The sequence below is a fragment of the Arthrobacter antibioticus genome (assembly GCF_030063205.1).
Lineage (GTDB): Bacteria > Actinomycetota > Actinomycetes > Actinomycetales > Micrococcaceae > Specibacter.
Genome location: NZ_JASISQ010000001.1, coordinates 1 through 16,181, shown reverse-complemented (window position 1 = coordinate 16,181; position 16,181 = coordinate 1). Strand labels below are relative to the sequence as shown.

General features: G+C 56.5%; 13 protein-coding genes. 11 read left to right on the top strand and 2 right to left on the bottom strand.

Annotation, left to right across the window (positions count from 1 at the left end; translation table 11 throughout):
• The first annotated feature begins 3 nt into the window (after window positions 1–3).
• Window positions 4–729, top strand: coding sequence for a VIT1/CCC1 transporter family protein (locus tag QMG40_RS00065; RefSeq protein WP_283526626.1), 726 nt, complete (start codon window positions 4–6; stop codon window positions 727–729).
• A 131-nt stretch (window positions 730–860) separates the two neighbouring features.
• The gene (locus tag QMG40_RS00060; protein WP_283526624.1) at window positions 861–3,443 is read left to right on the top strand and encodes an excinuclease ABC subunit UvrA; all 2,583 of its coding nucleotides are present in this window, start codon (window positions 861–863) and stop codon (window positions 3,441–3,443) included.
• Window positions 3,444–3,470: 27 nt separating this feature from the next.
• Here the strand turns inward: QMG40_RS00060 and QMG40_RS00055 are convergent, their stop codons facing one another.
• Window positions 3,471–5,786: an FdhF/YdeP family oxidoreductase gene (locus tag QMG40_RS00055; RefSeq protein WP_283526622.1), complete on the bottom strand. Its 2,316-nt coding sequence runs from the start codon at window positions 5,784–5,786 to the stop codon at window positions 3,471–3,473.
• A 241-nt stretch (window positions 5,787–6,027) separates the two neighbouring features.
• Here QMG40_RS00055 and QMG40_RS00050 point away from each other — a divergent pair, with 241 nt between their 5' ends.
• From QMG40_RS00050 to QMG40_RS00025, 6 genes are all read left to right on the top strand, one after another.
• The gene (locus QMG40_RS00050) at window positions 6,028–7,299 is read left to right on the top strand and encodes an NAD(P)/FAD-dependent oxidoreductase (protein WP_283526619.1); all 1,272 of its coding nucleotides are present in this window, start codon (window positions 6,028–6,030) and stop codon (window positions 7,297–7,299) included.
• Window positions 7,300–7,376: 77 nt separating this feature from the next.
• The gene (locus QMG40_RS00045) at window positions 7,377–8,117 is read left to right on the top strand and encodes a succinate dehydrogenase cytochrome b subunit (RefSeq protein ID WP_283526617.1); all 741 of its coding nucleotides are present in this window, start codon (window positions 7,377–7,379) and stop codon (window positions 8,115–8,117) included.
• The gene (locus QMG40_RS00040) at window positions 8,117–10,057 is read left to right on the top strand and encodes a fumarate reductase/succinate dehydrogenase flavoprotein subunit (protein WP_283526615.1); all 1,941 of its coding nucleotides are present in this window, start codon (window positions 8,117–8,119) and stop codon (window positions 10,055–10,057) included. The genes QMG40_RS00045 and QMG40_RS00040 overlap by 1 nt, the downstream gene beginning before the upstream one ends.
• Entirely contained in the window at window positions 10,054–10,803 is a 750-nt protein-coding gene (locus QMG40_RS00035) for a succinate dehydrogenase/fumarate reductase iron-sulfur subunit (RefSeq protein WP_283526613.1), read from the top strand. Before QMG40_RS00040 ends, QMG40_RS00035 begins: the two co-directional genes overlap by 4 nt.
• Window positions 10,804–11,021: 218 nt before the next feature.
• Window positions 11,022–11,387: a YtxH domain-containing protein gene (locus tag QMG40_RS00030; RefSeq protein ID WP_283526611.1), complete on the top strand. Its 366-nt coding sequence runs from the start codon at window positions 11,022–11,024 to the stop codon at window positions 11,385–11,387.
• 66 nt (window positions 11,388–11,453) lie between these two features.
• The gene (locus tag QMG40_RS00025; protein WP_283526609.1) at window positions 11,454–11,816 is read left to right on the top strand and encodes a hypothetical protein; all 363 of its coding nucleotides are present in this window, start codon (window positions 11,454–11,456) and stop codon (window positions 11,814–11,816) included.
• Window positions 11,817–11,872: 56 nt separating this feature from the next.
• On the opposite strand, the gene QMG40_RS00020 is transcribed toward QMG40_RS00025, so the two are convergent.
• A complete protein-coding gene (locus QMG40_RS00020) occupies window positions 11,873–12,781 on the bottom strand; it encodes a LysR family transcriptional regulator (RefSeq protein ID WP_283526607.1) in 909 nt (302 codons plus the stop codon).
• Window positions 12,782–12,936: 155 nt separating this feature from the next.
• On the opposite strand from QMG40_RS00020, the gene QMG40_RS00015 reads away from it, so the two are divergent.
• From QMG40_RS00015 to QMG40_RS00005, 3 genes are read left to right on the top strand one after another with little or no spacing between them, the layout of a single operon-like run.
• The gene (locus QMG40_RS00015) at window positions 12,937–14,562 is read left to right on the top strand and encodes an amidohydrolase (RefSeq protein ID WP_283526605.1); all 1,626 of its coding nucleotides are present in this window, start codon (window positions 12,937–12,939) and stop codon (window positions 14,560–14,562) included.
• A gap of 51 nt (window positions 14,563–14,613) precedes the next feature.
• Window positions 14,614–15,597: an ABC transporter substrate-binding protein gene (locus QMG40_RS00010; RefSeq protein WP_283526602.1), complete on the top strand. Its 984-nt coding sequence runs from the start codon at window positions 14,614–14,616 to the stop codon at window positions 15,595–15,597.
• Window positions 15,598–15,600: 3 nt separating this feature from the next.
• Window positions 15,601–16,062: an ABC transporter permease subunit gene (locus QMG40_RS00005; protein WP_283526600.1), complete on the top strand. Its 462-nt coding sequence runs from the start codon at window positions 15,601–15,603 to the stop codon at window positions 16,060–16,062.
• The last annotated feature ends 119 nt before the right edge of the window (window positions 16,063–16,181 follow it).

Sequence of the window (16,181 nt, the reverse complement as noted above, 5' to 3'; positions counted from 1 at the left end):
GGTATGAACAAAATAGAAAGTTTCCATGAGAATGAACCACACACGGCTAACCTCGCAGGGCGGCTGAACTGGCTTCGAGCTGGGGTTCTTGGTGCTAATGACGGAATAGTCTCAGTTGCTGCAACCGTTGTTGGGGTGGCTGGTGTGACAAATTCGCCGGCTCCGATCCTCGTGGCCGGGATCGCTGCAGTTGTTGGCGGTGCAGTCTCGATGGCTCTTGGCGAGTACGTTTCGGTCAGTAGCCAGCGAGATAGCCAAAGGGCGTTGATCGAGAAGGAACGCCGCGAATTGGAGGAGGACCCTGAGACCGAATTGGCTGAACTCGCTGGTCTCTACCAAGCCAAAGGGCTCAGCGTCACAACAGCTGCGCAAGTGGCACTGGAACTGTCCGCACATGACGCTCTAGCCGCACATCTCTCGGTTGAACTAAACATCAATGAGCACGATGAAGTTAATCCTTGGCAAGCTGCATACGCTTCAGCGGCAGCGTTTACCATTGGTGCAGTCCTGCCAATGCTCGCCATCTTGCTTCCGCCAACTGAGCTGGCAATTCCCGTGACCTTCGTTGCTGTTTTGCTTGCCTTGGCCCTTACCGGTACCCTTAGCGCAACCATCGGAGGCAGCTCCAGAACCGTCTCAGCCACACGACTAGTTATTGGTGGCGCACTGGCATTGGCCGCCACATACGGCATCGGAAGTGCGCTCGGGGCAAGTGGCTTCATCCAGTGAGGCACTCGCTTTCCAACGTGCGTGTAGTCCAGATTTGGGCATCCTCTTTTCCGTCAAGGACGCGGATTCTGCCGGTCTCGGGAACTCGAGTGAATTTTCTTGTAGATCATTAATGGTCTAGTGTCGGGAAAATGTTAGATTCTCATGTTCCCACGCCACAGTTTCAAGCTTCTGATGAGCCGTTGGAGGGGTATGTACGCGTTCGAGGTGCTCGCGAGAACAACCTTAAAAATGTTGACGTTGATGTTCCGCGGGACGCGATTGTTGCCTTTACCGGCATCTCCGGTAGCGGCAAATCGTCCTTGGCGTTTGGAACCATTTTTGCTGAGGCCCAGCGCCGCTACTTCGAGTCAGTTGCACCCTACGCCCGGCGGCTGATCCAGCAGGGCAACACCCCGTTGGTGGAGGAAATTACTGGGCTGCCTCCTGCAGTGGCGTTGCAGCAGCGACGGGGAACACCAAGCACACGCTCGTCAGTAGGAACGCTCACAACCTTGTCGAACTCACTACGCATGCTCTTCTCCCGTGCCGGGGAGTATCCGGACGGCGCGGGGATACTGTATTCGGATTCTTTCTCTCCCAACACGGTGGCCGGAGCCTGCCACGTGTGCCATGGACTGGGTATTGCCCACACTGTCAGTGAAGAGCTCCTGGTCCCGGATCCCTCACTTACCATTCGCGAGGGTGCAGTGGCTGCTTGGCCGGGCGCGTGGCAGGGCAAAAATCTGCGGGATATCCTCGCCCACCTCGGCTATAACATCGACGTCCCGTTCAACCAGTTGCCACGGACGCAGCAAGAATGGATCCTGTATACGGACGAGCAGCCCGTCGTGGAGGTCACCCCACAGCGTGATCGTGTGGCAAAACCTTACAAGGGCAGGTTCTGGAGCGCACGTAGCCACGTTCTGCATACCCTTTCCGACTCCAAGAGTGCGTCCATGCGCGAACGTTCTCTGGCCTTCATGCATTCAGGTCCCTGCCCTAGCTGCGAGGGAAGTGGTTTGCAGGCAGCTGCCTTGGCAGTGACGGTGCAGGGGCGCAATATCGCCGCGATGAACACTCTTTCCTTGACGGATCTCACCTCAGTGCTGCAAGAGCTCGAAACCTGCGACCAGGGAGGGGACGGCACTAGCACGGCCGTTGCCGCGGCCATTGCTAAAGACCTGCTCCAACGCGTACGAGTTCTTTTGGATCTTGGGCTTGGGTACCTGAGCCTGGGCCGGGCCACGCCCACCCTCTCCCCCGGTGAAATGCAGCGACTGCGGATCGCCACACAGCTGCGGTCAGGTCTATTCGGTGTCATTTATGTCCTTGATGAGCCATCAGCGGGACTGCACCCAGCAGATGCCGAACCTTTGCTGGAGGTACTGGAGCAGCTGAAATCATCGGGCAACTCCGTCTTCGTGGTTGAGCACAATATGGACCTTGTGCGGCGCGCGGACTGGCTGGTCGATGTGGGTCCCCAAGCGGGAGAAGCCGGCGGACGAATACTCTACAGCGGACCTGTTGCCGGCCTCGCGCAGGTAGAGGACTCGGTGACCAGGCCCTTCCTCTTCGGCACGGCCTCACCTGCCGCGCCGATCAAAGCTGGTGTGGGTGCCCAAGCCAAAAAAACAGGTGAGGGAGAGAGCGCGCTCACTCATCGGGGCAACGCTAAGAACTGGGTTCAGATGGACGGCATCACGTTGCATAACCTGGTGGGTGTCGATGCGGCTATCCCCTTGGGCGTACTCACAGCTGTCACTGGTGTGTCCGGCTCCGGCAAGTCAAGCCTGCTTCAGGTCATGTCCAGGGCCGCGGGAGTTCACGTGCACACTGTAGATCAAGATCCCCTGCCAGCCGCGGCTGAGGGTGGCGAGCAGCAACCTCACGAGGGTGCGGATCAACCCATTGAGCTTGTGCGCAAAATGACCGGGCTGGATCCCGTGGATCGACTGGTTCAAGTTGACCAACGACCCATCGGCCGTACACCGCGTTCCAACCTGGCTACATACACTGGACTTTTTGACGCCGTTCGGCGCGAGTTTGCAGCCACAGAGGGGGCCCGCACTCGAGGATTCGGTCCAGGACGCTTCTCCTTCAACGTTGCTGGCGGGCGGTGTGAAACCTGTCTTGGAGAGGGCTCAGTAGCAGTAGAGCTCCTGTTTCTACCCGGCAGTTACGGACCCTGCCCTACTTGCCACGGATCTCGATTCAATGAAGAAACCCTTGCCGTGGAATACCACGGCAAGAACATTGCACAAGTGCTGGCCTTGAGTGTGGACGCGGCAGCTGCCTTCCTCTGCGATATTCCGGCGGCAGCACGCAGCTTGGCTACTCTCCTTGAAGTGGGCCTTGGCTACCTTCGCCTTGGCCAACCTGCAACCGAACTCTCCGGTGGTGAGGCCCAGCGCATCAAATTAGCCACCGAACTTCAGCGCGCCCGCCGCGGCCACACACTTTACCTTCTGGATGAACCAACTACCGGCCTTCACCCGGCGGATGTTCGTCTTTTGTTGCACCAGCTCAACCGGCTTGTGGACGCCGGTAATACGGTGGTGGTGGTTGAACATGACATGGACGTCATTGCAGCGGCCGACTGGGTCATTGATCTGGGTCCTTCCGGTGGAACCGATGGGGGGCGGATTATGGCAGCAGGCACGCCCGAATACGTCTCGACGGTTGAGGACAGCCGAACCGCTCCCTATCTCGCCAAAGCGCTGGAGCGCTCCTAAGCTGGAGCTCCCTTAAACATGCGCTGCCTAGTGGGCAGGGGTGCCTGCGGCCGCTGGCTCGAGCCGGACCACCAGATGTTTGGATACGGGAGTGTTGCTCTCCTCGGCCACCGCTTCCAGCGGAACAAGTACGTTAGCTTCCGGATAATATGCAGCTGCACAACCGATGGCACTGGGATAGGCCACCACACGGTAGTTGCGCAATACACGTTCCACGTCGTCTGCATATTCGCCGTAAATATCAACGTACTGGCCATCCGCAAGACCCAGGGTCGCGAGATCCGCCGGGTTGACAAAGACCACTTCACGACCTTTTTTGATCCCTCGGTAGCGGTCGTCATGACCGTAGATAGTGGTGTTGAACTGGTCGTGTGAGCGCATGGTCTGCAAGATCAGGCGCCCCGGCGGGCACTGCACGTGTTCAAGATCATTCACAGTAAACATGGCTCTACCAGTGGCAGTGTGAAAAGTCCTGGAGTCACGTGGGCCGTTGGCCATGACAAACCCGCCCTCCTGCCGGATTCGTTGGTTGTAGTTCTCACAGCCATCCACCACCCGCGAAATATGATCGCGGATCAGGTCATAGTTCCCCTCAAAACCAGCCCAGTCCACCTTTACTTTCTCTGACAAAGTTGCCTGGGCCAGCCGGGACACGATTGCCACCTCGGAGAGTAGATTTGGTGCCACTGCCTCCACCTTTCCCCACGATGGATGGACGGCACACACTGTGTCCTCCACTGAAACGAATTGTTCACCGCTTGCCTGACGGTCAATTTCAGTGCGGCCCATGGTGGGCAGAATCAGTGCCTCCTGACCGAGAACCGTGTGGGATCTATTTAATTTTGTGGAAATCTGAACGCTCATCTCCAAGTTCTCCATAGCCGCCTCCGCAGCGTGCGTATCAGAAATTGCGGCCACAAGGTTCCCGCCCATCGCCACGAAAACTTTCATGTCGCCGTCGCGCATTTTCACAATGGTCTGCACAGCGTCAGTTCCATGTCCGCGAGGCGGCTCAAAGCCAAACTCCTTTTCAAGTGCATCTAGAAATGCTGGCGGCATCTGCTCCCAGATGCCCATGGTTCGGTCACCTTGGACGTTGCTGTGTCCGCGGATAGGAGAGGCCCCGGCACCGGGTTTTCCGATGTTGCCACGCAGCAGCAGGAGGTTGATGATCTCCTTGATGGCAGCGACCCCCTTTTTCTGTTGAGTCAAACCCATGGCCCAGGTGATGATGACTCGTTCAGCTTTGAGATAACGCCCTGCCAGTTCATCAATCTCAGCCAAAGTCAGCCCGGTGGATTCCATGACGGCCTGTTCATCAAGTTGGTTCAGATGAGTTTTTAGCTCCTCCAGCCCCTCGCAATGGTCCTGGATGAACTCTCGGTCAAGGACAGTACCCGGATTAGCTTCTTCGGCGTCCAGTACCCGTTTGGATACAGCCTGCAGCAGGGCCATATCTCCGCCCAGGCGTATCTGCATAAACTGGTCGGCAATATCAGTGCCACGTCCTACGATGCCTTTAACTTCTTGCGGATTTTTATAACGTCGCAGCCCTGCCTCAGGCAGTGGATTGACGGCAACAATCTGGGCCCCGTTATTTTTTGCCTCTTCCAGGGCGGTGAGCATTCGGGGGTGGTTAGTGCCAGGGTTTTGTCCCATGATAATGATGAGATCTGATTTACCGAAGTCGTCGTAGGAGATAGTGCTTTTACCGATCCCCAGAGTTTCTCCCATAGCCCAACCGGTGGATTCATGGCACATATTGGAGCAGTCCGGCAGATTATTGGTGCCGAAAGCGCGTACAAAGAGCTGGTATGCAAATGCTGCCTCGTTGGAGGTGCGGCCACTGGTGTAGAAAACAGCCTGATCAGGTGACGCCAGGCTGTTCAACTTCTCCCCCAGGATCTTGAATGCCTCATCCCAGCTGACAGGACGGTAGTGGTCCTCCCCCGCTGGCTTGTACACCGGCTCGGTAAGTCGGCCCTGCTGGCCGAGCCAATACTCAGATTTCTGACGAAGTTCGCTGACAGAATGCTCTGCCCAGAAGCCCGAACTGACGGTGATGGGTGTGGCTTCCCACGTAACGGCTTTAGCTCCGTTCTCACAGAACTCGAAGGTCTTACGGTGATCGGGGTCAGGCCAGGCACAACTCATGCAGTCAAAGCCGTCCTTGTGGTTCATCGCCAGCAACGTTTTACGGCTCCGCTCCACACCCATGTCACGAAGTGCCGGCCCCATCGAATGTAAGACACCTGGTACTCCAGCCGCCCACTCCTTTGGGCTGCTAACCTCAATATTTTCCTGGCTTGGTTCTTCCAGGCGAGGAGATTTGTTCCGTGCCATGCCGCACTTCCCTTCAGCCACCCCGGCCGGTGATTGAAAAGGTGTGCCACCGGGGTCATCGCGCACCTACCCTAGGCCTAACAGCTATTCGGGAGAGCTGCAAGGCAAAACGCACTTTTCTCTACCCGGAGCCCTCACCAGTGAACACAATTTGGCGTTGACTACACCTGCGCACCCTGGCTGTACAGCGGGTGCCATAGGCCCCTAGCCGATACCCGCCTGTGGGGCTACGCTCAATTTTATGGATACTGAACGCATGTCAACCCAGGAGACATTCGTCATCGTTGGTGCTGGAATGGCGGGCGCAAAAGCCGCCGAGGCGCTGCGTGCGGAAGGGTTCCTTGGCCGTATTGTGCTCATCGGGGAAGAACCAGAGCGCCCCTATGAACGGCCACCGCTTTCCAAAGGGTTCCTACAAGGCACAGTGGAGCGGGAAAAGATCTTCGTCCACTCCAAATCTTGGTACACAAAAAACAAGATCGAACTTCGAAGTAGTACCAAGGCCACTGGGATCGATACGTCAGCGCACCGGGTGGATTGCGCTCGGGGAGGCTCTGTCTACTATGACAAGCTGCTACTGACCACGGGCGCGTCCCCACGCCCGCTGACCATATCCGGCAGTGACAGACACCGGGTTTACTATCTCCGTCGTATTGAAGACAGCCAGCAGCTGAAGTTTGCACTCTCAGTGAGCTCCCGCGTGGCCATCATAGGCGCTGGTTGGATTGGGCTGGAAGTTGCCGCCGCCGCACGGGATGCCGGCTTAGACGTTACTTTGCTAGAACGCGGGGAAATTCCTCTCCAACACATCCTGGGAGCTGAGGTAGCCGGGATCTTTGCCACCTTGCATACAGACCACGGAGTGGATCTACGCTGCAACACCCAAGTAAGACGTATCACAGGAGATAATCCCCGCCAGGGCACCGGCGTGGAATTATCTGATGGAACCGTGATCGATGCTGATCTCATTGTTGCTGGGATCGGAGCCGTGCCCAATACTGCCCTGGCGCAGGCAGCCGGTCTGGAGTTGGAGAACGGCATCAAGGTCAATGAACACCTGTGCACCTCCGACCCTGACATATATGCCGCCGGTGACGTTGCTAACGCTTTTCACCCGCTGTTGGGTCTACACATTCGTAGCGAGCACTGGTTCAATGCGCTGAGCCAGCCAGCAGTGGCGGCCCGGTCCATGCTGGGTCAAAACGCGGAGTATTCAGAGGTACCCTATTTTTTCACCGACCAGTTCGGGCTAAGCATGGAGTACTGCGGTTATGTGGCACCAGCCGGCTACGAGGAAGTTCTCTTCCGAGGAGATAAAGAAACCTTGGAATTCATGGTTTTTTGGCTCAAAGAGCACCGCGTAATCGCCGGGATGAACGTAAACATCTGGGATCAAACGGAACATATCAAGGCACTTATTCGCTCGGCTCTACCCGTCGATACCGAACAGCTGGCCAATATTGATGTCTCTTTGGAGACCATCCTTATGAACGCCCAGGCCTCCACCAAATAGTGCCCTCCTACGGATTCGTACAGCGCTCTAGCGTGTTGTCAGGTCGCGATCTAAGGTGTCCACATGAGAGCTTTGTTATGCAGGTGAAGACGAACAATGTGACCGGTGCACCATCAAGAAGTGCGCGCTCCACAGCGGCTCGATCCTCTGTGCTGCTCCACGCGGCAATGGCCGTCACCGGGCTGATCATGATCCTGTTCCTCCTGGCGCACATGTACGGGAACTTGAAGGTTTTCGAGGGTCAACAGGGCTTCGATGGATACGCGGGCTACCTACGTGAGATCGGGGAGCCACTTCTGCCCCATGCCGGAGTGTTGTGGATCTTGCGCGTAATTCTGTTGGCAAGTGTCCTGCTCCACATTTTCTCTGCCCTCACCTTGTGGCACCGCTCCCGGCACGCCACAGCAGGCAAAGGCGGATGGAGATACGAGAGTCGCAAGAACCGCCGTGGTGTCCAGCGAAGTTACGCCTCATTCACGATGCGTTGGGGCGGAGTCGTCATTGGTCTCTTCGTGATTTACCACCTTTTACACCTGTCAGCTGATGTCATTGCTCCTGGTGGGGCCTCGGCGAGCCCCTACCAAAGAATGGTTAACGGTTTCGCAATTTGGTGGGTTTTGTGTTCTTACGTGATAGCCCTGATAGCTCTTGGTTTTCATTTGCGCCACGGCATCTGGAGCGCGTTCGCGTCCCTTGGTGCCAATAAATCGTTATCCGGACGCCGTTTCCTCAACCAGTTGGCAATGGTGATTACGCTGGTGATCTTGGTGGGCTTTTTAGTTCCACCAGTGGCTATCTTTGCAGGATGGGTGAACTGATGGAACAGTTTTTCACAATCGGAGAACCCATTCAAGACACCAAGACTCCCGCGGGGCCTCTGGCCGATCAGTGGGAGTCTCGTCGCTTTGGCGCCAAACTGATCAACCCTGCCAACCGGCGCAAGCTCTCCGTCATCATGATCGGTACTGGATTGGCGGGCGCTTCGGCCGCGGCAACTCTGGGGGAGGCCGGTTATCACGTCAAGAGTTTCTGCTATCAAGACAGCCCTCGGCGCGCCCACAGCATCGCCGCACAGGGTGGGATTAATGCAGCTAAAAACTATCGCAACGACGGGGACAGCGTTCGCCGCCTGTTTTACGACACCGTCAAGGGCGGGGACTACCGTTCCCGGGAGTCAAACGTCTACCGCCTTGCGGAAGTCAGTTCTTCCATCATCGATCAGTGCGTTGCCCAGGGCGTTCCGTTCGCTCGGGACTACGGCGGACTATTGGACACTCGCTCCTTTGGCGGCGTGCAGGTTTCTCGAACTTTCTACGCTCGCGGCCAGACGGGCCAGCAATTGTTGTTGGGCGCTTACCAAGCACTTGAGCGCCAAGTCGCTGCGGGCACCGTGGAAGTCAACACACGCCACGAGATGCTTGACCTCATCGTCATCGATGGGAAGGCCAGGGGCGTTGTGGTCCGGGATTTGGTCTCCGGGGCCTTGGAGACTCACCTGGCCGACGCCGTCGTTCTCGCCTCAGGTGGTTATGGCAACGTCTATTATCTCTCCACGAATGCCATGGGCTGCAATACAACGGCCACCTGGCGGGCGCACCGCAAAGGCGCACTGTTCGCTAACCCGTGCTTCACACAAATCCATCCAACCTGTATTCCTGTCAGTGGAGAGCATCAATCAAAACTGACGCTGATGAGCGAATCATTGCGCAACGACGGGCGTATTTGGGTTCCGAAGAAAGCTGGTGATACCCGGTCCCCAGCGCAGATTCCACTCAACGAGCGGGACTACTACCTCGAACGTGCCTACCCCGCGTTCGGCAACCTCGTTCCCCGGGATGTGGCCTCCCGGGCAGCCAAGAGTCAATGCGATGCCGGGCATGGGGTGGGACCGGGCGGACGCGGAGTCTACCTGGATTTTGCCGACGCAATAGCCCGGCTGGGTCGGGCTGCCATCGAGGAAAAATACGGCAACCTTTTTGACATGTATCAAAAAATCACCGATGAAGATCCCTACCAGGTGCCGATGCGGATCTATCCTGCGGTGCATTACACCATGGGTGGGCTCTGGGTGGACTACGATCTGGAGAGCTCCATTCCCGGATTGTTCGTCATTGGCGAAGCGAACTTCTCAGACCACGGTGCTAATAGGCTCGGTGCCAGCGCACTAATGCAGGGTTTGGCCGACGGCTACTTCATTCTGCCTAACACCATCAATGACTATTTCGCCAGAAATCCTGTCACGGCCTTCGATTCATCCCACCCGGAGGCAGTGAAAGCGCTTGAGACGGTCCGAACTCGCCTGAAGTACTTCCTTGCCATCGACGGCAACCGGAGCGTTGATTCATTCCATAAGGAACTAGGCAGCATTCTCTGGGAATATTGTGGAATGGAGCGCAGCGCCCAGGGACTTGCCCAGGGGCTTGAGCTGATCCGTGCACTCAAACACGAGTTTTGGACAAATGTTAAAGTCACTGGCGTGAACGAGGAACTAAACCAGACACTGGAACGGGCCGGCCGTGTTGGTGATTTCTTCGAGCTAGCCGAGCTCATGTGCATTGATGCGTTGCACCGGGAAGAGTCCTGTGGCAGCCATTTTAGGACTGAGAGCCAGACGGCCGACGGCGAAGCGTTGCGCAATGATGGTGCGTTCACCTATGTTGCGGCGTGGGAATTCACGGACGAGGACTCCCCGCCGCGGTTGCGTAAGGAAATCTTAGAATACTCCAACGTTGAGCTGGCCCAGAGGAGCTACAAATGAACATCACGGTACGCATCTGGCGTCAACATGACCATACTGCCCCCGGCCAGATGGTTAACTACGCCGTGGATGGTATCTCTGCCGATATGTCTTTTTTGGAAATGCTCGACGTGCTTAATGATCAACTCACCACTGCCGGGGACGACCCTGTGGCCTTTGACCACGACTGCCGCGAAGGTATCTGCGGCATGTGTAGTCTTGTTATCAACGGCATCGCCCACGGTCCCGAAGCCTTGACCACCACCTGTCAGCTGTATATGCGCCACTTCAACGATGGCGACACGATCGACGTCGAACCTTGGCGTTCACAATCTTTCCCGATCCTGCGAGATCTCATCGTGGACCGAAGCGCCATGGACAGAATCATTCAGGCAGGCGGCTTCATCAGCGCCCCCACAGGATCTGCACCTGACGCTGCGGCGGCTCTGGTGTCCAAGAACGACGCCGACAGGGCATTCGACGCCGCTGTCTGCATTGGTTGCGGTGCCTGTATCGCCGCATGCCCCAACGGATCGGGAATGCTGTTCACAGGTGCCAAAGCGAATCATTTGGGAATACTTCCCCAGGGGCAGCCAGAGCGCCAGTCACGGGCATTGGCCATGGTTAATCAACATGATGCTGAGGGATTAGGCGGCTGCACACAGATTGGCGAATGCACGGCCGTGTGCCCTGTTGGCATCCCACTTGACATGATTTCCTTCCTGAACGCAGATGTACTCTCGGCGTTGGCCCACGAAAAAGACTGACCCGCTGGCTACTGTCAGCTTTCGTGAGGCGCAGTGAGAATGGCGTGGCATGTCAGCGCCGTCAGCGTGGGGGCTTTCGCAACCGTGCGTGGGTAGATACAGTAAAAACAGCACTTCTCCTTCGGGGCACAAACGCAATGCCAACGGGTTTCATCTGCCGCAGCGGCCCCGCAGGCACACCTTTTTGAAGTATGAAAACGTTCGGACAAGGAGACTCCATGAAAGCAAAATTGACCTTCCTAGCAGGTCTGGCCGTTGGCTACGTAGTAGGCACCCGAGTGGGACGCCGCGGCTACGAGAGCCTAAAGAAGAATGCCAAGAGTGTCTGGGAAACAGATATCGTGCAGGAAACTGTCACGACGGTGGAAGACACCGTAAAGGACCAGGCAAAGGATCTCGGCGCCCGTCTCGTGGGCAAAGTGGCCGGAACCGAATCGGGACGCCGAGTTGCCCGCGAAAAAGACTCTTCGGAAGTCGAACAACCAGCCCTCTCGGATGTGGATTCAGATCCCGCCTTGAACAATGATGTTGGGCAGGATTGGGCAGATGAAGGCGGAGCCCTCCCGTCAGGACCGGCACGCTAGTGCGCACGGAACGCTCCTGACCTTCAGAACTTGCAAATCAATTAAGCAGCACGCAAGGAGAACCTCATGAATAGTGATAAGAAAAACATGAATCCGCTCCACAACCAGTCTCCCGGGTCTGCATCAGTTGGATCGCAGGAGAGCACCCGAGCACTGGAGGAGGAGCTACCTGCTGGCAATACTGCCAATCCAGGCTCGCCTGACCCGACTATTCTGGGGCAGCAAACTGATGCCGAAGCCTTAGGTGCCGACCCCAGTTTGGGGGCGCCCGATCCAAGTTTCTTCCAAGACGAAGACTCTGGCAGCGATGGTGAGCCCGACGCGGGTCCTTTGGGCGGAACCCAGGATCAGTTCCATGCCGAAATGGACCGCAGCGACGCAGACGCGGCTCGCGTTGACCCAGCTGATGAATCTCCACGAGAGACCTGATAGGCCAGGACACAGTTGAGCGTGGAGCTTTACGCTGGATGTAGGCACTTTAGGGTCTAAGCATTTTTGGGCTGGTATTTTTGACCCACTGCTTCCCAGAAAGCTGCCACAAGGTCGGCTGGAGCATCTTCTGCTGATAGGCCGATTAGCTGTCGAGACAAAGCAATTTGGGGCACCTGTATCACCGTGATCCCGGCCGGACGTTCCAGCATTGCCAGCGACGGCACCATGGCAATCCCATGCCCCGCTGCCACTAATCTCAAAGTGGCTTGAAAGTCGTCACTGAAAGCGACAACACGTGGGTGAATTCCTGCATTGGCCAACACGGAATCAATGACGCTTGAATCACTAGAACCGCGCAGATGTAGAATCCATGGCATCCCCGCCACGTCATTCGCTCCAACCACTGCTGCTGAATCCATGCGCCAGCGCGCAGGCACAATGATCTGAAAGGGGTCCTCCCCCAGCCACGTCTTAGTGACCCCCTGCGGCAAGACCAGACCTGATTCCCCGAGCTGATACACGAGACAAACATCCAGTTCACCGCCCGCACGTAAACCAGGCACGGTAGCGCTTGGCTCACCAATAGTGACCAACAAGCCCACACCGCGTGACTGCCAAACTTGCGAATCCAACAGCATGGGAACAATGAACGTGGCCGCTGAAGGAAACGCGCCCACCCGTAAAGTCGCTTCATGACTGCCCCCGGCACTATTTCCTGCGGCAATTAGCAGTTCTGCCTCACGCATAAGTTTCACGCCGTGCAAACTCATAGCTTGGGCTGCTGGTGTGGGCTGGATACTCCGCGCGCTTCTAACGAACAATTGAATACCAGTCTCACGTTCCAAAGATGCCATTTGCTGGGAGACGGCCGAGGCTGTATAGCCCAGTCGATTTCCCGCCGCAGTGAACGAGCCCAGCCTCACCACTTCAGTCAGGGTACGGATGTGCACAATATTGAGCATTAGCTTTCCTTGAAGTCAGTACAGCGTATTCTCGGCGTTCATCAGCTCATATCCTGCCACAAAGTGTCCTAGAGTAGACAAAGTAGTTATTTGTGACTCATCCCACACTTTGTTTTCATCAATACAGCGGCCTGATGCCGCTCGAAGGATTAGGAATGCTTGAACAACGCTTATTTGTCAATGGACGCTTCTTAACTGAGCCGTCCAATCAGACTCCCGGATCATCCCCCACAGCTTTATTGAGCCACGGCGAAGAAATCATCGCGCTAGGTACTTCAGAGGAACTACGTGCGCACACTGTCGGCGCCATAGAAACGATTGATTTAGCGGGCGCTACCGTTATTCCAGGGCTAACTGATGCCCACATCCACACGGCGAACTTGGCCCGGGAGCTGGCTGCCGTTGACCTGCGTGGGGCCAAAGATCTAGAAGAGGCGCTAGAGAGAATCCGCACCTTCGCCCAGCCTCTGCCCCATGATGCTTGGATATTCGGCGGACGCTGGGATTTCAACGCATGGACTGTACCAATCCAACCCACCCGGCAAGCCTTGGATTCCGTCACAGGAGGACGCCCCGCCGCTCTGCCCAGTGTTGACGGGCATACCGTGTGGGCCAACACAGCAGCACTTCGCGCGGTTGGAATTACAGCTGCGAGCTGTGATCCCGTAGGGGGAGAAATTGAGCGGGACGCTTCTGGTGAGCCAACCGGAATCCTTCGCGAAGCAGCCCATGGACCCCTAGAAGCCATCATGCACAGCTCGGCAGCTGGAGACCTTACGCAGCAGCTCAAAACGGCACAGGATTTCCTACTCTCAGTTGGCCTCACGGGGATCCATGATTTTGATGGCGAAGACTGCTTGGCGGCCTACCGAACTCTTGAAGCTGCCGGAGATTTGCAACTTCGTGTACACAAAGCAATCCCTGCAGTTGCCCTTGATCTGGCCATCGCAGAGCGCCGATTCACTGGTGCTGGAACCCCTTGGCTACGCACTGGTCCTGTGAAATTGTTCTCCGACGGGGCACTTGGTTCACACACCTGCCATGTCTCGGAACCATTCCCGGGTGAGGACGGCAATGTTGGCATCGCGGTCACACCCTTTGAGGAACTGCTTCGCCTGGTCCGCCGTGCTGCCAGTGCTGGCATTGCAGTGGCAACACATGCCATTGGAGACCGAGCAAACCACTTGGTTCTCAACGCTTATGAAGACCTGACCAATCACCCGGTTTCCGCAACACGGCAGGGAGCTGGTGCACAGCCGTTACGTCATCGTATAGAACACACACAGCATCTTCTGCCCGGGGATGTTTCAAGACTCGCGCGTCTGGGTGTGATCCCTTCAATGCAACCCACACATTGCACCAGTGATTACAGACTGGTAACCAACCTTTTAGCGGATCGAAAATTGGCCTCCTACGCGTGGCGCTCACTGATCGATGCAGGGGCCATTCCCGCCTTTGGCTCCGATTCTCCAGTGGAACAGCCCCACCCACTGCACGGAATCCACGCCGCGGTGACCCGCCAAGACAGCAACCACCTGCCACAAGGCGGCTGGCAACCCTCCGAACGCGTCACTGTGCAAGAGGCGATAGCCGGATTCACCAGTGGGGCTGCCCACGCTTCCGGTGAAGAGCGGCTTAAGGGCCGGCTCAAAGCCGGCATGTTGGCCGATTTTACTGTCCTAGGTGAAGACCCCTGCCGAGTCTCGAGCTCGGATATCCGCGATATTCCTGTGGAAGCCACAGTGGTGGGCGGTCGTGTTCGCTACCGCAAGTCTGCTTAACTTTCTTAGCTAACAAACAACTATCAACACAACAATCGACAGGGAAGTACTATGCACCGTTTAGCCAGTAGCTCAAAGAAGAGTTTCTCCCCATGGGTCTTAGCATCCATTGCTGTCAGCGCAGCCCTCCTGACCTCAGCATGTGGTGGCCAGTCGCTCTCAGGTGTGGGAGCCGAACCTACACTTTCCAACAGTGCCTTTACCGCTGTCCCGGCACCCAGTGAAGACTTGGCCAAGGATGTCATCGATGCCGTCAAACCAGACGCTGAGCTGACATCCATGCTGCCCGCAACGATGGTGTCAGAGGGACTTCGTATGACCACCTCCGAGGGTTACCCGCCCATGGAAATGTTCGCCACTGATGGTGAAACGTTGGTGGGAGTTGATCCGTCGTTAGGCCGTGCCATTGCCAATAAGCTTGGCCTGGCCATCTCCATCAAGAATGAAGACTTCAACGCGCAGATACCCGGGATAACCACCGGACGGTATGACATCATCATGTCCTCCATGACGGACAATGAAGAACGCCGCAAAACCGTTTCCTTTGTGGACTATGTCCAATCGGGGTCCGGCTGGGTGGTGAAAAAAGGGAATCCAGCCAGTATGGGCGCTCCGGAGACTGCCTGTGGCAAGACTGTCTCGGTAGTTGACAATGGCTCTTCACTATCTCTTTTGGAAGACTTCGACAAAGAGTGCAAGTCATCCGGCAAAGCAAGCATCAACATTCTAAAATTTGCGGGCGATCAGGAAGCTATCCTGCAGGTTCGCAATGGGCGTGCTGACGCAGCTGTCAATGACTATCCGGTAGCCGCATACCGTGCTCAGACCTCAGAAAGCATTCTTGATGCCGTCATCATTGATGGTCCCACCAGCCCTTGGGGTATAGCTATCAGCCAGAAGGATCCAAAGGTCATCCAAGCGGTCCAGAAGGCTCTGCAGTCACTGATCGAGGAGGGCAGCTACGAAAAGATCCTGCAGGCCTGGAACGTTGAGAAGATGGCCGTTCCCTCCGCCATCGTCAATGACGGCAAGTAGCACGTGGCCATCCAACGCGGTGCACGCCCGACCAGCTTAAAGAGCCCTGACGGAACATTGGTTCCAGTTGTCAGACTCAAGCACACGGATCGATGGATTATCGGAACCTTGGCCCTCGCCGTGTTCGCGTGGTTGGCGTGGACTTTGGCATCCAACCAGAACATCCGCTGGAACGAGGTAGCAGCGTACCTTTTCTTCCCCAAGATCATCAGCGGCATCTGGATCACAATTATGATCTCGGTGGTAGCTACTGTGCTTGGACTGTTACTGGGTGTCCTTCTAGCCGTTATGAGGTTGGCGCATAACCCAGTGTTGAACTGGCTTGCCACTCTTTATATCTGGTTCTTTAGGGGCACTCCTGTGCTTGTGCAATTGATTTTCTGGTACAACTTAGCGTTCTTGTTTCCACTGCTGATCATCAAGATTCCTTTTACCACCATCGGTTATGCGTGGAACACGGGTTAGCGGCCAAAATGTGTGTACAGCCCGGGCGTGTCAGTGGCTTCTTCCGCCCCATCCTTGTTGAATTCCGTTGCCGTCTTCTGGGCTGAAGGCTGTGTCGTAGAGGGCAGGGCCGATGGGCT